The organism is Embleya scabrispora (assembly GCF_002024165.1).
GTDB classification, from domain to species: Bacteria; Actinomycetota; Actinomycetes; order Streptomycetales; family Streptomycetaceae; genus Embleya; species Embleya scabrispora_A.
Window position 1 is genome coordinate 894,355 of the sequence record NZ_MWQN01000004.1, and the last position, 15,363, is coordinate 909,717.

Below are 15,363 nucleotides of genomic sequence, written 5' to 3' on the forward strand. Positions count from 1 at the left end.
GATCGGGCGCCCGATAGCCTGGGGCGCACGCTTCCCGGCCGTCGGGCGTCCGGCTCCACGGATGTCGGTCGCCGAGTTCGCTTCGGTCCGGGAGCGGCCGTGTCGGGACCCGGGACACGTGCCGGTCGCGGTCGTCCCGCGGTCGGAACACGGCCCGACACGACCGGCCCGCATCCCCTACCAACTCGGAGGTTCCCATGTCACAGACGGTCAACTTCAAGGGCAACCCGGTCGCCGTCACCGGCCGCCTCCCGCAGCCCGGCGACAGCGCGCCCGATTTCACCCTGGTGGCCAAGGACCTGTCCGACGTGTCGCTGGAGAACTACGCCGGCAAGCGGAAGGTGCTCAACATCTTCCCGAGCATCGACACCGGCACCTGCGCCGCGTCGGTGCGCCGGTTCAATGCGTCGGCCGCCGACCTGGCGAACGCCGTCGTCCTGTGCATATCGGCCGACCTGCCGTTCGCCCAGGCCCGTTTCTGCGGTGCGGAGGGACTGGACAACGTGGTGACGCTGTCCACCATGCGGGGTCGCGAGTTCCTGGAGAACTACGGCGTCGCGCTCACCGAGGGCCCGCTGGCGGGCGTCGCCACCCGCGCCGTCGTCGTACTCGACGAGAACAACGTGGTCGTGCACTCCGAACTGGTCGCCGAGATCGCCGAGGAGCCCGACTACGACAAGGCGCTCACCGCCCTCAAGTAGTACGTGCCGCGGCGGGCCGATCGTATGACGCATCCATACGATCGGTGCCCACCGCCGCGACGCGGGACCGGATCGCGCCGACATCCCCGGCCGATCCGGTCCCCGGTGTCGGAATATCCATTTCGCGCAAAGAGCCCCGCATCGGCCGCGAATGGTTGATCCGGCGCGCCACCCGATGCCAGGATTTCACCGATTGTCAGCCGGTACGACAACATCCGGCAGGTTCCCCAGGCCGGACGCCGGACCGCCGGAGCGCATCGGTGCCGTACCGTGCCACGTCGTATCGCGCCTCGGCCGGAATTCGAAACGAGTCCCCGATGTTCGAACACGACGCTCCGGCCACGCCACGCGCCGCCTCCCGCACCCGCCGCAGGCCGTGGCGCGTCCTTGTCGTGACCGTGTGTGCGGTGGCCCTCCTGGCGTCGTCGACCGCGTGTGGCGGAGGCGACGACACGAAGGCCGCCGCCGCGCCGCCGGCGAGCGCCGGTCCGCAGACCCCCGGTTCGACGCCGCCCGCCACGAACACCGGCGCCGCCACGCCCACGGCGCCCGCCTCCTCGTCGTCGGTGCGGCCCTGCGTACCGGTCACCGCGACCGACAAGCCCGCGCGCGGCACCCTCACCCGCGACGACCTGCGCTTCGCGTCCCGCGACCCCAGGCCCGTCACCGGCGACGAGGTCTTCGGCCTCGCGCAACTTCCCTACAAGTACGCGGGCGGCACGCTGACCCGGGCCTGCGTGAAGACCGTCGACGACTGCACCGCCGTGGCCGACGACGACGCGACGGCGGCGCGGATCGGACGACTCGGCTGCGAACGCGGCGTCGTCGCGCTCTATGTGGACAAGGCCAACAACGTGCAGACCACGGTCGGCGTGCTCCAGATGCCCACCGCCGTGGCCGCCGCCACCCTCGCCGAGTCCAAGGACGACCACTACAAGCAGGTCGGTCCCCCCGTCGGCTCCGGTGTCGAGGACTTCGAGCCCGACGCGCCCTACAGCTGGACCGGCGAATCGTTGTACCGCTACTTCATCTACGAGATGACCGGCCGCGCGGACGGCGGGAAGCGCGAAGCCGGCGAGGTGGCGCGCCACATCGCCGCCCAGAACGCGGTCTACCACCTCGTGGGCGACTCCCTGGACCGCCGCTCCGACGGCGTCGCGTCATAACACGCACCCGTCCACTCCCGGGTCGCGACGCACCCACCCACTCCCGCTCGGGACGACACCCGTCCCGAGCGGGGGTACGACCCGCGCGTGCTATCCCGCCACCACCGTCGATGCCGACATGGGCTCCCCCGCCCAGATCCGCCGGGACGCCTCCTCCGGATAGGCGGCGACCGTCGGCACGTCGGCGAAGACCCGGGTCGCGCGCGACGTCGGCTCGTACGCGGGCCATCCGGGGTCGCCGTCCCGCGCGAAGGCCGTCCAAGAGGCGCGCATGTGGGCGGACAGCGCCCGGGCCTCCTCGGTCGGGCCGTCGCCGAACAGCAGGGCGGGTTGGCCCCGATCCAGGTTGCCGAACACCAGCGGGACGTCGAGGCCGTGACAGGCGCCGAGGACACCACCCATGCCCGGTGCGGACCAGGTCAGCTCGTACACGTGCGCCCGGCCGCCGCCGGCGATCCGCGCCTCGGCCAGGTGCAGACTGGGCATCCGGAACAGCCGGTCGGAGCGCACCAGTTCGTACAACTCCTCCGGACTCGCCTGCGGATACCCGGCGCGGTACCGGCGCGCGGCGTCGGGCTCCGGGCCGAACACGTCCAGGGCGGTCGCCGCCTGCTCCTCCGTCACCTCGCCGAGCAGCCCGTCGAGCACGGTGAGCAGGCGCTGTTCGTCACGCGTGTGTCCGACGAGGAGCGGTACGTCCCGCCCGACGCCGTCGGCCAGGGCCCGCCACGGCGTGGCCGGCAGCGTGTCACCGTCGACGACCGGCGCGAACGGGGTCGCGCCGTGTGCGGCCCGCCCCCACCGCCCGGCCCAGCGGGTGATCCCGGCGGCCACCGCGTCCCCGGCCGCGGACAACAACTCGGGCTCCACCTCGGACAGTTCGGCCGCCGTGGACCGCAGCCCCAACTCGGCGGCACACGTCGCCGCGACGTCGGCGGCGAGTTCCGGCGTGAAGAACGTGCCCTGCACGCTCTGGGCCACGGCCCGGCCGAACAGCCCGGCCGCGCGCGGCATGGCCGACAACGCCGCGACCGACCCGCCGCCCGCCGACTGGCCGAAGACGGTGACCCGATCCGGATCCCCGCCGAACGCCCGGATGTTGTCCCGTACCCACATCAGCGCCGCGATCTGATCCAGCAGCCCCCGGTTGACCGGCGCGCCCTCGATCAGCCCGAAACCCTCGAACCCCACGCGGTAGTTGAACGTCACCACCACGACGTCGCCGTCCCGCGCCAGCCGCGCGCCGTCGTACTCCGGCAGACCGGACATGCCGACCGTGTACGCGCCGCCCTGGATCCACACCATCACCGCGAGCCCCGCGCCCGGCCCCGGATCGGGCGACCACACGTTGACCGTCAGCCAGTCGTCACCCACCGCACCCCGCGCCAGGTCGGCCATCCCGAGAGCGCCCCCCTGGGGCGGCGGCGGTCCGTACACCAGGGCCGGTCGCACCCCGTCCCATCCGCGCACCGGCCGAGGCGCGGCGAACCGCAGCGCACCCACCGGCGGCTCCGCGAACGGGATGCCCCGGAAGACCGCCACCCCCGCCTCCCGCCTGCCCCGCACCGCCCCGACCGCCGTCCGCACTTCGGGCGGCTCGACATCGGAGGGCTCGGACGGCTCGGAGGGCTCGGCCGGTTCGGATGCGCCAAGAATCATCACGACTGCCTTTCGGAGCGGGTCGGGTGCGCACGGCTTCGGGCCCGAAGCACGGCGGAGGAGCCCGCGTCGCCCCGGACACCCCGGATCATCCCGCCGCACCGAGCCGCGCGCCGGCCATTTACCCCCGACCCCGCCCCCGCGCGTCGAAAGCCGAAACCGGGCGGCGGTGCGGGACGCCCCCTCCTCGTCCCGCACCGCCGCCCGGCTCCGGCCCGCTGTGCCCCTCCCGGCTAGCGCCGGTCCAGCATCGGCAGCCGCGACCTGGCCGAGTGCGCGGCGACCGTGTACCAGAGGTTGACCAGGTCCATCAGCTGGTCCGGGCCGGTCGCCTCGCAGCGCACCGTCAGCAGGTCGACCCGCTCCGCGCCGGGGACCGCAGCCGCGATCTCGGCGGCCAGCGGGATCTGGAAGCCCACCTCGAAGACGAACTTCTCCGGCAGCTCCAGCGGTTCCAGGACCCCGGCCTTCTCCACGGCCGCCGCCGCGCCGGCCCGGATCAGGTCCTGGGCGACGGTCGGGTGCACGTTGTTCGCGGCGGTGAAGCCCTCCGCGGTCTTGACCGGGACGGTGATCACGCCGGGGAAGACCGCCGCGGTGGCGGCGCAGACCTCGTTGTCACCGGTGACCAGCCCGATCGGGACGCCGTGCCGGGCCGCGAGGAGCGCGTTGACCTCGGCCTCGGTGACGGGCTTCCCGTTCAGCCGTACCGAGGTGAAGTCCGACGAGAAGGTGTGCGCGAGCACACCCGGCGCGCCGGCCGCCGCGTGGTAGCCGATGAACAGCGCGACGCCGTGGTTCGCGCCGAGGCCGTGCGCCATGCACTGGGCCTTCGGGCTGCCCAGGATCACCCGGGCGCGCGGGTCCAGGCGCTGGACGATCAGGTTGTCCATCGTGCCGTGGCTGTCGTTGATCAGGACGCTGTCCGCGCCCGCCGCGAAGGCACCCTCGATGGCCGCGTTGGCCTCGCCCGTCATGATCTCCTGCGCCCTGGTGTAGCCACCGCCGCCGCGCACGATCTGGTCGAGCGTGGCGATGCCCGCCACTCCTTCCATGTCGATCGAGATGTATACGTCCATGGAGTCTCCCGTTCGTCGCCGGTTGCCCGCCGCCCAGTGCCGAATGTCCGTCGGGTGCCGCCCGTCGGCCGGCGCCCCTCCGGCGAGCATCACGCACCCCGGCCGCGACGGGCGTCGGCGATTCGGACAGGCTCGGTTGGGGTTCTTTGTCCTCGCGGACGATTCGACCACCGCGCACGCTGCCTAGCGTGAGCGCTCCCCGCGGCAGACCGCCGCCCTTCGAGGAGGTGCCCGACCCATGGGACGACCCACCCCGCACGAGGCCGCCACACCGGCTTCCGGCCGCTCGGACCGCTCGGCCGAAGCGGGTTCGATCGTGCCCCTGCCGACCGCCGAACATCTGCGGACACGCCTCGCGGAGCTGGTCGAGAAGTCGGGGATCCCCGGGGCGAGCCTCGCGGTACGGGTCGGCGATCGCACCGTCGCCACCGCGGTGGGCGTGCTCGACGTCGAGACGGAGTATCCGGCGACCACCGACTCCGTCTTCCAGATCGGGTCGATCACCAAGGTGTGGACCACGACCTTGGTGATGCAACTGGTCGACGAGGGCCTGATCGACCTCGACGTCCCGATCCGTACCTACATACCCGACCTGCGTCTCGTCGACGAGGATGCCGCCGCCCGGGTGACGACCCGTCACCTCCTGTGCCACACCGCGGGTTTCGAGGGTGAACTGTTCGACGACCACGGCAACGGCGACGACTCCCTCGTCCGCCTGATGGCCAGTCTGGCCACGGTCGGCGAGCAACTGTTCCCGCCCGGCGAGACGTTCTCGTACTCCAACGCCGGATTCGACCTGCTCGGCCTGCTCGTCGAGGTGCGCACGGGACTGACCTGGGAGCGGGCGCTGCGCGAACGCATCGTCGCCCCGCTCGGTCTGACGCATGTGGCGAACAACGCGACCGAGTCGATCCTGCTGCGCACCGCGATCGGACACATCGGCGGCCCGGACGGCAGCAACGTCAAGGCCCCGGTGCACCACACCGACCGCAACGGCGCGCCTTCCGGCTCGGCGCTCGCCATGACCGCGACGGACCTGCTGGAATTCGCCGCCGCGCACATCCGGCTCGGGCAACTTGCCGACGGCAAGCGCCTGTTGTCCGAGGACTCGGCGCGGGCGATGCGCGAGCCGCAGGTCGAGATCGGCGGCGACGGTGCGTTCGGCGCGCGGAAGTGGGGCCTCGGCTGGATCCTGTACGACTGGTCCGGCGGCGAGGTCGTCGGCCACGACGGCGGCACGATCGGCCAGAGCGCGATGTTGCGCGTGGTACCGGAACGTGACGTCTCGGTCGCGCTGTTGACCAACGGCGGTGCCCTGTACGGCGTGTACGACCTGATCTGCGAACTCCTCGACACCCTCGCCGACGTGCGCCCGCCCGCCCCGGCGCTCCCGCCCGCCGAGCCGCCGGCCGTCGACGCGAGCTACCTGGTCGGCAGTTACGCGTCGCCCGCGCAACGGGTCGACATCGCCGAGACCGAGGACGGGCTGATCGCCACCATGCGGATGCTCGGCCCCCTGGCCGCGCTGTTGGGCGACGACACGGCGACCGTGCGGGTGGTGCCGACGAGCGAGCGCATGCTGATCAGTACCGAGGCGGTGGGCGGACGACACCAGCAGTTCCTGTTCCTCGGTGAGGGCGAGCGGGCCGAATTCCTGCACGTGGGCCGGGCGATGCGGCGGATCCCGGACACCGGGGCGGAGTAGACACGCCCTAGAGGTCGGCGAGGACCTTCCGGGCCTCGTCGACCCGCTCGGGGCCGGCCGGCAGCAGTGGCAGGCGCACGTCCGGGGTCGGGATACGGCCCTGGGCGTGCAGCACGCCCTTGATCACGGTGGGGTTCGGTTCGCGGAAGAGCGCGGCCGCCAGTCGGGCCAGGGCGTGCCCGAGCGGCCGGGCCCGGTCGAGGTCGCCGCGCTGCCAGGCGGCGGTCAGTGCGACGAAGCGGTCGGTGGCCACGTGTGCCGATGCGAGTACGCCGCCGGAGGCGCCGAGCGCGAGCAGGGGCGACAGGAACGGGTCGTCGCCGACCAGGACCGCGAAGTCGGCCGGGAGATCACCGAGCAGGTCCACCGTCTCGCCGTCGATGCCGCCCTGTGCGAGCTTGACCCCGACCACGCCGGGAAGCCGGCCCAACGCGCGCAGCGTGGCCGCGTCGAGGGGTCGGCCGGTGCGGTACGGGACGTGGTACACGATCAGCGGCAGCGGAGCGGCCTCCGCCAGGTGGGTGAAGTGCGCCAGTACGCCGGCCTGCGAGGGGCGGCTGAAGTACGGCACCGGCACCAGCGCGGCGGCGGCCTGTGGCCGGTGCGCGAGGTCGGCCAGCGCGCGGACACCGGCCCGGGTGTCGTTGCCGCCGGCGCCGATCACCAGAACCGCGTCCCGCTCGGCGCAGACGCGGGCACAGACGTCGATCACGGTGGTGCGCTCGTCGGGGTCGAGCGTGGCGGCCTCCGCCGTCGTGCCCAGGGCGACGATGCCGGTGGCGCCCGCGTCCAGGACGGAGCGGGCCAATTCCGCGAGGGCGTCCACCGCGATGCGGCCGTCGGCGGCGAAGGGGGTGACGAGCGGGACGAGGATGCCGGTCAGGGGTGTATGCCGTTGCCGAGTCATGAACACGAGGGTGGCCCGCACCGATCATGCAGGTCCAGTTCACATTCGTGAAGGTGAGCGTAAGCTGAGCCGATGCTCGACGTCCGCCGCCTGCGCCTGCTGCGCGAACTGTCCCTGCGCGGCACGATCGCCGCCGTCGCGGAAGCCCTCGCGTTCACCCCTTCGGCGGTGTCCCAGCAGCTCGCCACCCTCGAACGCGAGGCGGGCGTCCCGCTGCTCGAACGCACCGGGCGGCGGGTCACCCTCACCCCGGCCGGACACACCCTGGTCGGCCACGCCGAGGTCGTGCTGGCCCGCTTGGAGCAGGCCGCGGCGGAGTTGGCGGACACCCGCGGCGGTCCGGCCGGGCCGCTGCGGATCGGCGCCTTCCCGACCGCCACCCGGGCGATGATCCTTCCGGCCCTGACCTCGCTCGTGCACCGGCATCCGGGCCTGGAGCCGATGGTGGTGGAGATCGACCCGGCCCGGGTCGCCGACGCGTTGCGTGCCGGCGACCTGGACGTCGCGCTGATCCACGAATACGACTTCGTCCCGACGGTCGCCGAACCGGGCATCGCCACCGGCGCGTTGTGCACCGAACCCATGTACCTGGCCGGCCAATCCCCACCGCCCGAGAGCACCCCCACCGACTCGGTGCTCGCCGGCTACCGGAACTCCCCCTGGATCACCGCCACTCCGGGCACGTTGTGCCACGCCATGACCATCCGCGCCTGCCAGGCGGCCGGCTTCACCCCCCATGTCCGCCACCAGGTCGACGACTTCACCACGGTGTTGTCTCTGGTCGCCGCCGCCCAGGGCGTGGCCGTCGTCCCCCACCTGGGCATCCCGGCCCACCCCCGGCCGTATCCCTGACCCGCCTCCCCCTCCACCGCCGCACCAACATCGCCCACCGAGAGGGCGCCACCCACCACCCGGCAATCCAAGCCGCCACCAGGGCCCTACGATCCGCCATCCCCACCGAGCTGACCCCCACCACCGACACCTGATCGCCACCGCCCCGCACCCGGGGGTCGCACCCACCCGTACCGTGTACCTCGGCACGCCCCGGCCGGCGTGCCCCGCGACGTACAATCGCGGTGGTGGTGGAGCGCCGGCCGAGGTTTCGGCAGTGGTGTGAGGGAGGGGTCGGATTGTTCGGATCGAAGAAGAAGCGCGACGATCTGATGGCGCGGCTCAGGCCCGACCTGAGTCGGGAATCGCTCGGCGTCGGGCCCGACTTCCCGGGCGTCGCCCCGAACCCCCTCCTGAGCGGTGATGCCCGGAAGCGCAATGCGGAACTGCGTACGGGGGCGCTCGCGCTCGGCGTTCTCGTCGACTGGCGGGAGGTCAACAGCAATCCACGCGTGGTTTTGATGCTCGACGTGGAGACCGCCGACGGCATCTCGTTCCGCGGCGTCGCGGACGAAGACCTCACGATCACCGAGCTCACCCGACTCGCCCCGGGACAGGCGTTGCCCGTGCGCTACCGGCCGGCCGTCATGGACCACTACGTCGCCCTTGCCCGGGACGCGGACCCCGCCCACGTGCGGCGGCTCTCCGACACGATCGCGAGCCGCAAGCGGACCTGACCCGACGCCATCGGCCCGACCCCCGCGTCGACCGACGCTCGTATCACTCCCGGAAGCCGGAACGTTGTCGCAACCGGGTGGTCATCAGGGCCAACGGGGGCCATTTCAGGCGGCCTTGGCGGGCGACCGCCCGTGCGCGCATCTCGACGATCGGGGCGGTCAGGGGGATCAGCCGGACGCCGGGAGCCGCGATCGTGTCCAGCGGCAGCAGGCCCACGCCGAGGCCGGCCGCTATCATCCCCTGCACCAGATCGAGGCTGTCGGCCCGGTGCGTCACCCGAGGGGTGAAACCCACCATCGAGGCGAGCGTACGGATCACCGTCTCGTCGGCGGTGTTGCGGGAGTTGACGATCCAGTCGTGGGTCTCGAAGCGACCGAACACGTCGAGCGTCGTGCCCTCGCTCGCGTCGGCGTCACCGTCGTCCGGGACGCCCAGCCCCCAGCGCGCGGTCCACAGCGGCGTGGCACGCACCGTCGGGTCCTCGGCCGCCGGCGCCAGGTTGTAGTCGTAGGCCAACGCCAGGTCGGTGGCGTCCTCGGCCAGCAGCGCCAGCGCCTCGGCCGGTTCGTGCTCGCGGATCAGCACGTGCACGCGCGGATGGCTCACCGCCAACTCCGCGACCACCGGCAGCAGATGGCCCCGGATCGCGGTCGCGTACCCGGCGATCCGCAACGTGCCGTTGGGCTCGGCGCCGGGCGACAGGTCGTGGTGTGCCGCCTCGACGGCGGCGAGGATGGTCACCGCGTGCTCGGCCAGTCGGCGCCCGGCCGGGGTGAGCCGGACCCGGCGCCCCTGCGGCTCGATCAGCGCGATCCCCATGTCCCGGGACAACGCCGCGATCTGCTGCGAGACGGTCGAGGTGGTCGTGTTCGACACGTCCGCGACCGCCCGCATCGACCCGAGTCGGGCCAGTTCCACCAGTACCTGTAGGCGTCGGGTCTCCATGTACCACCCTTTCGAAATCCCCGAGGTCGCACGGGCGATTGTCCACGATCGATGAACGATATCTTTCGGATCGGCACGTGGACACGAACGATGCACGGGGCCTCTACTTGCCGCATGAGCATTCCGGATCCCCGCACCCGACCCGAAATCGGACCTCCCGCCGGCGGTCGGCCGCGCCTGCCCGACGCCGCTACCGGGGCGTTGATGGCCGTCGCCGCGATGTCCACCGTGCAGCTCGGACTGGCCCTTTCCGTGCCGCTGATCGACGACCTCGGCGCGCTCGGCACGGTCGCCCTGCGCCTCGCGTGGGCCGGTGTGCTCCTGCTGGTCCTCGTCCGGCCGCGGCCGCGCGACTTCGGCGGCCGGGACCTGTGGGCGTGCACGATGCTCGGCGTGGTGAGCGGGTGCCTGATGCTGTTCTTCATGCTCGCCGTCGCGCGCCTGCCGCTGGGCACCGCGAGCGCGCTGGAGTTCCTCGGCCCGCTGGCGGTGTCCCTGTACGGCTCGGGCGGCGGGCGACGGCGCTGGACGGCCCCGGCCGCCGTCGGCGTCGTGCTGCTCACCGAACCCTGGCACGCGGGCATCGATCCGCTCGGCCTGGCCTTCGCGCTGGCCGCCGCGGCCTGCTGGGCGGCGTACATCCTGCTGACCCAACACGTCGGCGACCGGGTCACCGGCCTGAGCGGGCTCGCCGTCTCGATGCCCGTGGCCGGACTCGTCGCCCTCCTCGCCGCCGCGCCCACCGGCCTGGGTCGGGTGACCTGGCACCTGGCGCTGATCATGCTGGGGTTGGCCGCGCTCGGCGCCGTACTGCCGTTCAGCCTCGAATTCCTCGCGCTGCGTCGGCTGACCACCTCGGCGTTCGGCACGCTGATGAGCCTGGAGCCGGCGATCGCGCTCCTGATGGGCCTGGTGGTCCTCGATCAGATACCCGGTGCGATCCCGGCGGCCGGTGTCGTCTTCGTGGTTCTCGCCGGCATCGGCGCCACCCGCACCGGCGCCCGAACCGCCGCGCCGGACCCCGCCCGCCCCGCCGACCCGCGTCCCGACCCGCAGGTCCGCGTGGCCGGATAGCGGCGCCCGCTACCCCTCGCGTGCGGCGCGCGTCGCGGCCGGTCCGTCCAAGAGGTGTCGCGGGAGGCGGTCGAACGTCGCGTCCGGATCGGCGGCGCGACGCTCTCGCCCAAGGCCGGCCCCCGGGCCGAAACCCAGCCGCTGGATAGGTTGCTAGCATGCTAGCATCTCTCTCGTGGGTGACGAGGATGTGAAGCAGTTCAACGTGTACCTGCCGATCTCACTGATCAAGCAGGTCAAACACCGTGCCATCGAGTCGGAGCTGTCGCTGTCGGCGCTGGTCGCCGCCGCGCTGCGCGCCTACCTCGACGACACCCCGGGTGAACAGGACCCATCGTCCGATAAGGAGAGCTGACATGACGACCGAGGGCATCGAGGCCGTGTTCCTGGAGACGCACAACTGGGGCAAGGCCGCCAAGTTCTTCCAGGGGCTGGGCTACGAGTTGGAGTTCTCGACCGGGCACAACTCCGGCCGACTGCGCAACGGCGACGGGCCGTTCGTGTTCATCGCCGAGGTGCCCGACACCCGGGAGCCCGGGATGCGGCTGGTCCTGCGGGTGCCCGACGAAGACGCGTTTCGGCCCGCCGACGGGGTCGAGGTGGTCACCCCGTTCGAGGACACCCATTACGGGACCAGGGAGATGACCGTCCGCGACCCCGACGGGCGGGAGTGGACCCTGTCGGCGCCGGCCCGGCCGTGAACACCTCCGACGTCGACCGAACGGAGTGACCCGTGCCCGACGAACGTTTCGCGACGCCGGACAACACCGCGCTGCGCGTGGCCCTGTGGCGGGCCCTGCACTTGCGTCTCGATCCGGCGCCGCACGTCTTCGAGGACGAGATCGGCCTGCGCATCGCCGATCCCGACCCGGACTGGCGCGACCGGCCGGACATGGATCCGGACCTGACGCGCTGGTTCCGGGCCGCGATCGTGGCCCGGGCCCGCTTCATCGACGACCTGGTGATCGAACAGGTCGAGCGCGGAGCGGAGCAATATCTCGTCCTCGGCGCCGGACTGGACACCTTCGTCCAGCGTCGGCCGGAAGTCGCGGCCCGGCTGCGGGTGTTCGAGGTCGACCGACCCGGTCCACAGGCGTGGAAACGCCGGCGACTGGAGGACCTCGGCTACGGCGTCCCGGACCGACTGCACCTGGTGCCGGTCGACTTCGAGTCGGGCGCCTCGTGGTGGGACGAGTTGACCGCCGCCGGATTCGACCCGACCCGGCCCACCGTGGTGGCCTCCACGGGCGTCGCCCTGTACCTGACCAGGCAGGCCAACACCGACACGCTGCGCCGGCTCGCGTCGCCGGCCCCGGGCTCCACGCCGGCCATGACGTTCCGACTGCCGCCGGAACTCCTCGACTCCGACGAACATCGCGCCGCGTTCCGGATCGCGATCGAGGGGGCCAAGGCGGCGGAGACGCCGTTCGTCAGCTTCTACCCACCGGAGGAACTGCCGGAGTCGGCCCGCGAGGTCGGTTTCGCCACGGCCCGACACGTGTCGGCGGCCGAGCTCAACGAGCGCTACTTCGCGCACCGCCCGGACGGACCGCGCACCTCCAGCGGCGAGGAGCTGCTGGTGGCGACCACCTGACCGGGCTTTCGCCCGCCCGCGTGCGCGGGCGCGCAGGGTCCGCTCAGCGGCGCGGGCAACCTCGGGTGGCCTCGGTGTGCGCACGCTCGAAGAAGGCTCGGCCGCCGCCGTAGCTCCACGGGAGGTGGAAGCCGTGGTGGTCGGTGGCGTCGAACCGCATCGCGAGTTCGGACCAGCGCTGCGACTTGGCCAACGCGTAGCCCAGCGCGCTGTGATCGGACAGCGCGCTGGGCCGGCGCGGCGAGCCGTCGACCGGGTAGCGGTCCAGGGCGGTGTCCAGGTCCCGTTGCCGGGACTCGGCCAGCCAGAAGGCCGTGTCGTCCGCGGCGCCGTCCCCGTTGCCGTGCGTGTGCAGCGCGTACTCGATGTGCGCCTCGACCACGAGGATCACCAGGGGCGAGCCGTCGGGCGCCTCGGCCGCGGCCGTGCGGGCGAACGTGTACATCTCGTCGTGCGATCCGCACCATTTCTCGCACAGGTACTGCAATGCCGCGTCGTGCCCGGCGCGGTGGTGCGGATCGCGCTCGCGCAACGCCGCCCATCGGGCGTCGAACACGTCGCGCGCGACGCCGAGTCCGCGACAGACCCACAACCACGAGACCCACGGGGTGGGATCGTCGCCGGCGGCCTCGGTCGCGAGCAGGCAGGCGCGGTCGGCGTCGGCCAACAACTCCCGGAAGTCGGCGAATTGCCGCCCGCCCGTGAGGCTCGCCTGCTTCGCGGCGCGCGCGTTCCAGGCCGCGCGCACCATGGCGGCGGCCATCACCACCAGCGGGTCCGCCGATTCGGGGCGCTCGGCACGCCACTTCCACACCCACTCGGGGTGCCTGGCGGCCGCCTCGCCCAACGCGGTCACGGCGACCACCCGCCGTGCCCAGTCCCGTCCCACCCGCTCCAATAACGCGGCGGCCGGCGTGAAATCGCCGTTGCGCGCGAGGCCCTGCGCGACCGCGCGGATCTCGGCGTCGTCGAGCGCGGCGTCCGACACGAACACAGGCACCGGCGCCGACGAACGCGGCGACGTGAAACGACCCCAAGGTGACATGGGCAAGGATCCTATGCGCCATCCTGACTCTCGGTCAGGGGGAGCGGGCGGGAATCGACGAACGTCCACCCGCGGTGCGCCCGAACACTCGCGACAGCGCTCCCACGCCCCGGCCGTGCGGCGGCGCCACCCGGAACACCGGCCGTCGGGGCAGTGGTTGCGACCGGTCCCGGATCACGCGACCGGCGTGCGGCGGCAGTCACCGGTTCCGCGCCTCGAGCACGCGACATCGGCGTCCCGGGGATCAGGTTCGGCGCGACGCCCGTCGGCGCAGGAGCAGCACCGTCAGGCCGGCGCCGAGCAGGAGCGCGGCGGGCAGTCCCGCCCAGAGCAGCGGGCTGCCGAGAACCCCGGACTCGTCGTCCTTCGCGGACGAGTGCACGAGTTCGCGTTCCGGGCGGGTCGGGCCCTTCGAGGCCGGGTTCTCCGTGGACGGCGTCCCACTCGCCGGCACCTTCGATTCGCGCGTGGAATCGAGGGGCTGCGTGCCTTGCGCGTACACCGGGCCGGATTCCTTGGTTCCGGCCACCGACACGTCGACCGCCAGCGACCGCGACTCCCCTTCGCCCTGGGCCGCCACGGCGATGTAGTACCAGCCCGGGAGCATGTCGGCAACCTCTTGTTGCCGGTCGCTGCGGTTGAGGAAGCGCACCGGGCGCGTGGCGAAGGGGTCGACTCCCTTGGCGAAGATGTGCTCGGTGTCCTGGACACCCCACGCGTCCTGGGCCAACTGCTCGCGGACCGGATTGTAGAAGTGGGTCTGCACGCCGACGATCTTCTTCCCGCCGCCGACCCGGGTCTGGAAGGCGAGGCTCTGGCCCCAGTCGAGACGGACCCGGAAGAAGGCCCACTCGCCCGGGACGATGGTGTCGGTGTAGTGGCCGGAGCCGGGCAGGATCGCCGCCGAGGCGAACGAACCGCCGCCGACCACGGATCGATCGGGGCCGCCGGGTTCGGTGTAGAGCGCGATGCCGCCCTCGGCCGGGCCCTGGTCCAGGACTCGGGGTTCGAGCAGGACCTGGAGTTCGAGCGGCACCGGGGGTCCGGTTCCGCGGCGGGTCACCGAGAAGACCTGGCGCCCGGGTCGCGCGCAGCCGTTGCCGCCCTCGCCGGACGCCGTCCAGCTCACGGATGCCGTGACGACCTTGGACAGGTTTTGATCGAGCCCGGTGTCCGTCCGGCAGAAGCTGTTGCCGCGCTCGCCCAGATGCTTCACGTCCAGTGCCTCGAGGCCCTTGACGTTGCTGACGGTGGTGCCCGAGACGTAGGCGGTGTAGCCCGCGGGCACGTCCACGGCGTAGTACCCGACCTCCTTGTCCGTCAGTTCGTCCAGATAACTTCCGGGAACCAGGACCGCGGCGCGGGCCGGATCCGGTCCACCGCCGACCGCGGTTCCGGTCGGTTCGTAGCCGCGCGGCGTGCGCCGGGTCACCGCGGTGAGTTCCCGTTCCGGTGACGCCGCGTTCAGGGCGGAGCGGCTTTGCTCGGTGCCATGCACCATCGGTCGCGGTCGTGAACCGTCCGCCGCGATCGCCAACGTCACGGCGAGCGCGGCGGCGGCCGAACAGGCCGGGAGTGCTCTCGGTCTCATGTCGGGGAATCTAGATCGAATCGCCGTCACCAACAAGCCATTCGCAAGCAGGAACCCGGACGGCCCCCCGTGGCCGGCGCTGGCACGTCCGTCGATCGCGATGCCCGTTCGCCCGGCCGGAGCCGGCCTTATCCCATATTCCCGCAGCGGCGGGGATTCACTGTGCACATCGAAACTCGGATTCGCCGAATCCCCGCCTTGCCAGTGCAATCTGTAACCGGGAAATCGAATCAGCCTCCGCTCGCGCTCTTGTACTCTTGCCGAGAGATTCCGACGCGACCGACCCGGTCTCCGGATGCAGGGCAGGGGTAAAAAGAACCGACACGCT

15 protein-coding genes are annotated in these 15,363 nt (G+C 72.2%); 9 read left to right on the forward strand and 6 right to left on the reverse strand.

Annotation, left to right across the window (positions count from 1 at the left end; translation table 11 throughout):
• Nucleotides 1-197 precede the first annotated feature (197 nt).
• A complete protein-coding gene (gene tpx / locus B4N89_RS44405) occupies nucleotides 198-701 on the forward strand; it encodes a thiol peroxidase (RefSeq protein ID WP_078982285.1) in 504 nt (167 codons plus the stop codon).
• A gap of 317 nt (nucleotides 702-1,018) precedes the next feature.
• Entirely contained in the window at nucleotides 1,019-1,867 is an 849-nt protein-coding gene (locus B4N89_RS44410) for a hypothetical protein (protein WP_078982286.1), read from the forward strand.
• Between the two features lie 90 nt (nucleotides 1,868-1,957).
• Here B4N89_RS44410 and B4N89_RS44415 read toward each other — a convergent pair whose 3' ends face one another.
• Both B4N89_RS44415 and B4N89_RS44420 read right to left on the reverse strand, forming a co-directional pair.
• Nucleotides 1,958-3,526 (reverse strand): carboxylesterase/lipase family protein, encoded by a 1,569-nt coding sequence (locus tag B4N89_RS44415; protein WP_078982287.1) that lies wholly within the window; start codon nucleotides 3,524-3,526, stop codon nucleotides 1,958-1,960.
• 233 nt (nucleotides 3,527-3,759) lie between these two features.
• Complete coding sequence (locus B4N89_RS44420; RefSeq protein ID WP_078982288.1) at nucleotides 3,760-4,605, reverse strand: M55 family metallopeptidase; 846 nt, start codon at nucleotides 4,603-4,605, stop codon at nucleotides 3,760-3,762.
• Nucleotides 4,606-4,843: 238 nt separating this feature from the next.
• On the opposite strand from B4N89_RS44420, the gene B4N89_RS44425 reads away from it, so the two are divergent.
• Entirely contained in the window at nucleotides 4,844-6,310 is a 1,467-nt protein-coding gene (locus B4N89_RS44425; protein ID WP_078982289.1) for a serine hydrolase domain-containing protein, read from the forward strand.
• Between the two features lie 7 nt (nucleotides 6,311-6,317).
• On the opposite strand, the gene B4N89_RS44430 is transcribed toward B4N89_RS44425, so the two are convergent.
• The gene (locus B4N89_RS44430) at nucleotides 6,318-7,217 is read right to left on the reverse strand and encodes a 4-hydroxy-tetrahydrodipicolinate synthase family protein (RefSeq protein WP_078982433.1); all 900 of its coding nucleotides are present in this window, start codon (nucleotides 7,215-7,217) and stop codon (nucleotides 6,318-6,320) included.
• Between the two features lie 72 nt (nucleotides 7,218-7,289).
• Between B4N89_RS44430 and B4N89_RS44435 the strand changes: the two genes are divergently transcribed.
• Together B4N89_RS44435 and B4N89_RS44440 are read left to right on the forward strand one after the other, a co-directional pair.
• Nucleotides 7,290-8,069 carry a LysR family transcriptional regulator gene (locus tag B4N89_RS44435; protein WP_235619345.1) on the forward strand — a complete coding sequence of 260 codons (780 nt, stop codon included), beginning with the start codon at nucleotides 7,290-7,292 and terminating at the stop codon, nucleotides 8,067-8,069.
• Nucleotides 8,070-8,347: 278 nt separating this feature from the next.
• Nucleotides 8,348-8,785: a hypothetical protein gene (locus B4N89_RS44440; protein ID WP_078982290.1), complete on the forward strand. Its 438-nt coding sequence runs from the start codon at nucleotides 8,348-8,350 to the stop codon at nucleotides 8,783-8,785.
• A gap of 43 nt (nucleotides 8,786-8,828) precedes the next feature.
• Here B4N89_RS44440 and B4N89_RS44445 read toward each other — a convergent pair whose 3' ends face one another.
• Nucleotides 8,829-9,731 carry a LysR family transcriptional regulator gene (locus B4N89_RS44445; protein WP_078982291.1) on the reverse strand — a complete coding sequence of 301 codons (903 nt, stop codon included), beginning with the start codon at nucleotides 9,729-9,731 and terminating at the stop codon, nucleotides 8,829-8,831.
• 114 nt (nucleotides 9,732-9,845) lie between these two features.
• On the opposite strand from B4N89_RS44445, the gene B4N89_RS44450 reads away from it, so the two are divergent.
• From B4N89_RS44450 to B4N89_RS44465, 4 genes are all read left to right on the forward strand, one after another.
• Complete coding sequence (locus tag B4N89_RS44450; RefSeq protein ID WP_101897555.1) at nucleotides 9,846-10,805, forward strand: EamA family transporter; 960 nt, start codon at nucleotides 9,846-9,848, stop codon at nucleotides 10,803-10,805.
• A 175-nt stretch (nucleotides 10,806-10,980) separates the two neighbouring features.
• Nucleotides 10,981-11,160 carry a CopG family transcriptional regulator gene (locus B4N89_RS44455; protein WP_078982292.1) on the forward strand — a complete coding sequence of 60 codons (180 nt, stop codon included), beginning with the start codon at nucleotides 10,981-10,983 and terminating at the stop codon, nucleotides 11,158-11,160.
• A 1-nt stretch (nucleotide 11,161) separates the two neighbouring features.
• Nucleotides 11,162-11,506 (forward strand): VOC family protein, encoded by a 345-nt coding sequence (locus tag B4N89_RS44460; RefSeq protein ID WP_078982293.1) that lies wholly within the window; start codon nucleotides 11,162-11,164, stop codon nucleotides 11,504-11,506.
• A gap of 32 nt (nucleotides 11,507-11,538) precedes the next feature.
• Nucleotides 11,539-12,399, forward strand: a complete 861-nt coding sequence (locus B4N89_RS44465; RefSeq protein ID WP_078982294.1) for a class I SAM-dependent methyltransferase — start codon at nucleotides 11,539-11,541, stop codon at nucleotides 12,397-12,399.
• A 43-nt stretch (nucleotides 12,400-12,442) separates the two neighbouring features.
• On the opposite strand, the gene B4N89_RS44470 is transcribed toward B4N89_RS44465, so the two are convergent.
• Nucleotides 12,443-13,399, reverse strand: a complete 957-nt coding sequence (locus tag B4N89_RS44470) for a hypothetical protein (protein WP_143658309.1) — start codon at nucleotides 13,397-13,399, stop codon at nucleotides 12,443-12,445.
• A 289-nt stretch (nucleotides 13,400-13,688) separates the two neighbouring features.
• Nucleotides 13,689-15,035, reverse strand: a complete 1,347-nt coding sequence (locus B4N89_RS44475; protein WP_078982296.1) for a hypothetical protein — start codon at nucleotides 15,033-15,035, stop codon at nucleotides 13,689-13,691.
• Between the last annotated feature and the right edge of the window lie 328 nt (nucleotides 15,036-15,363).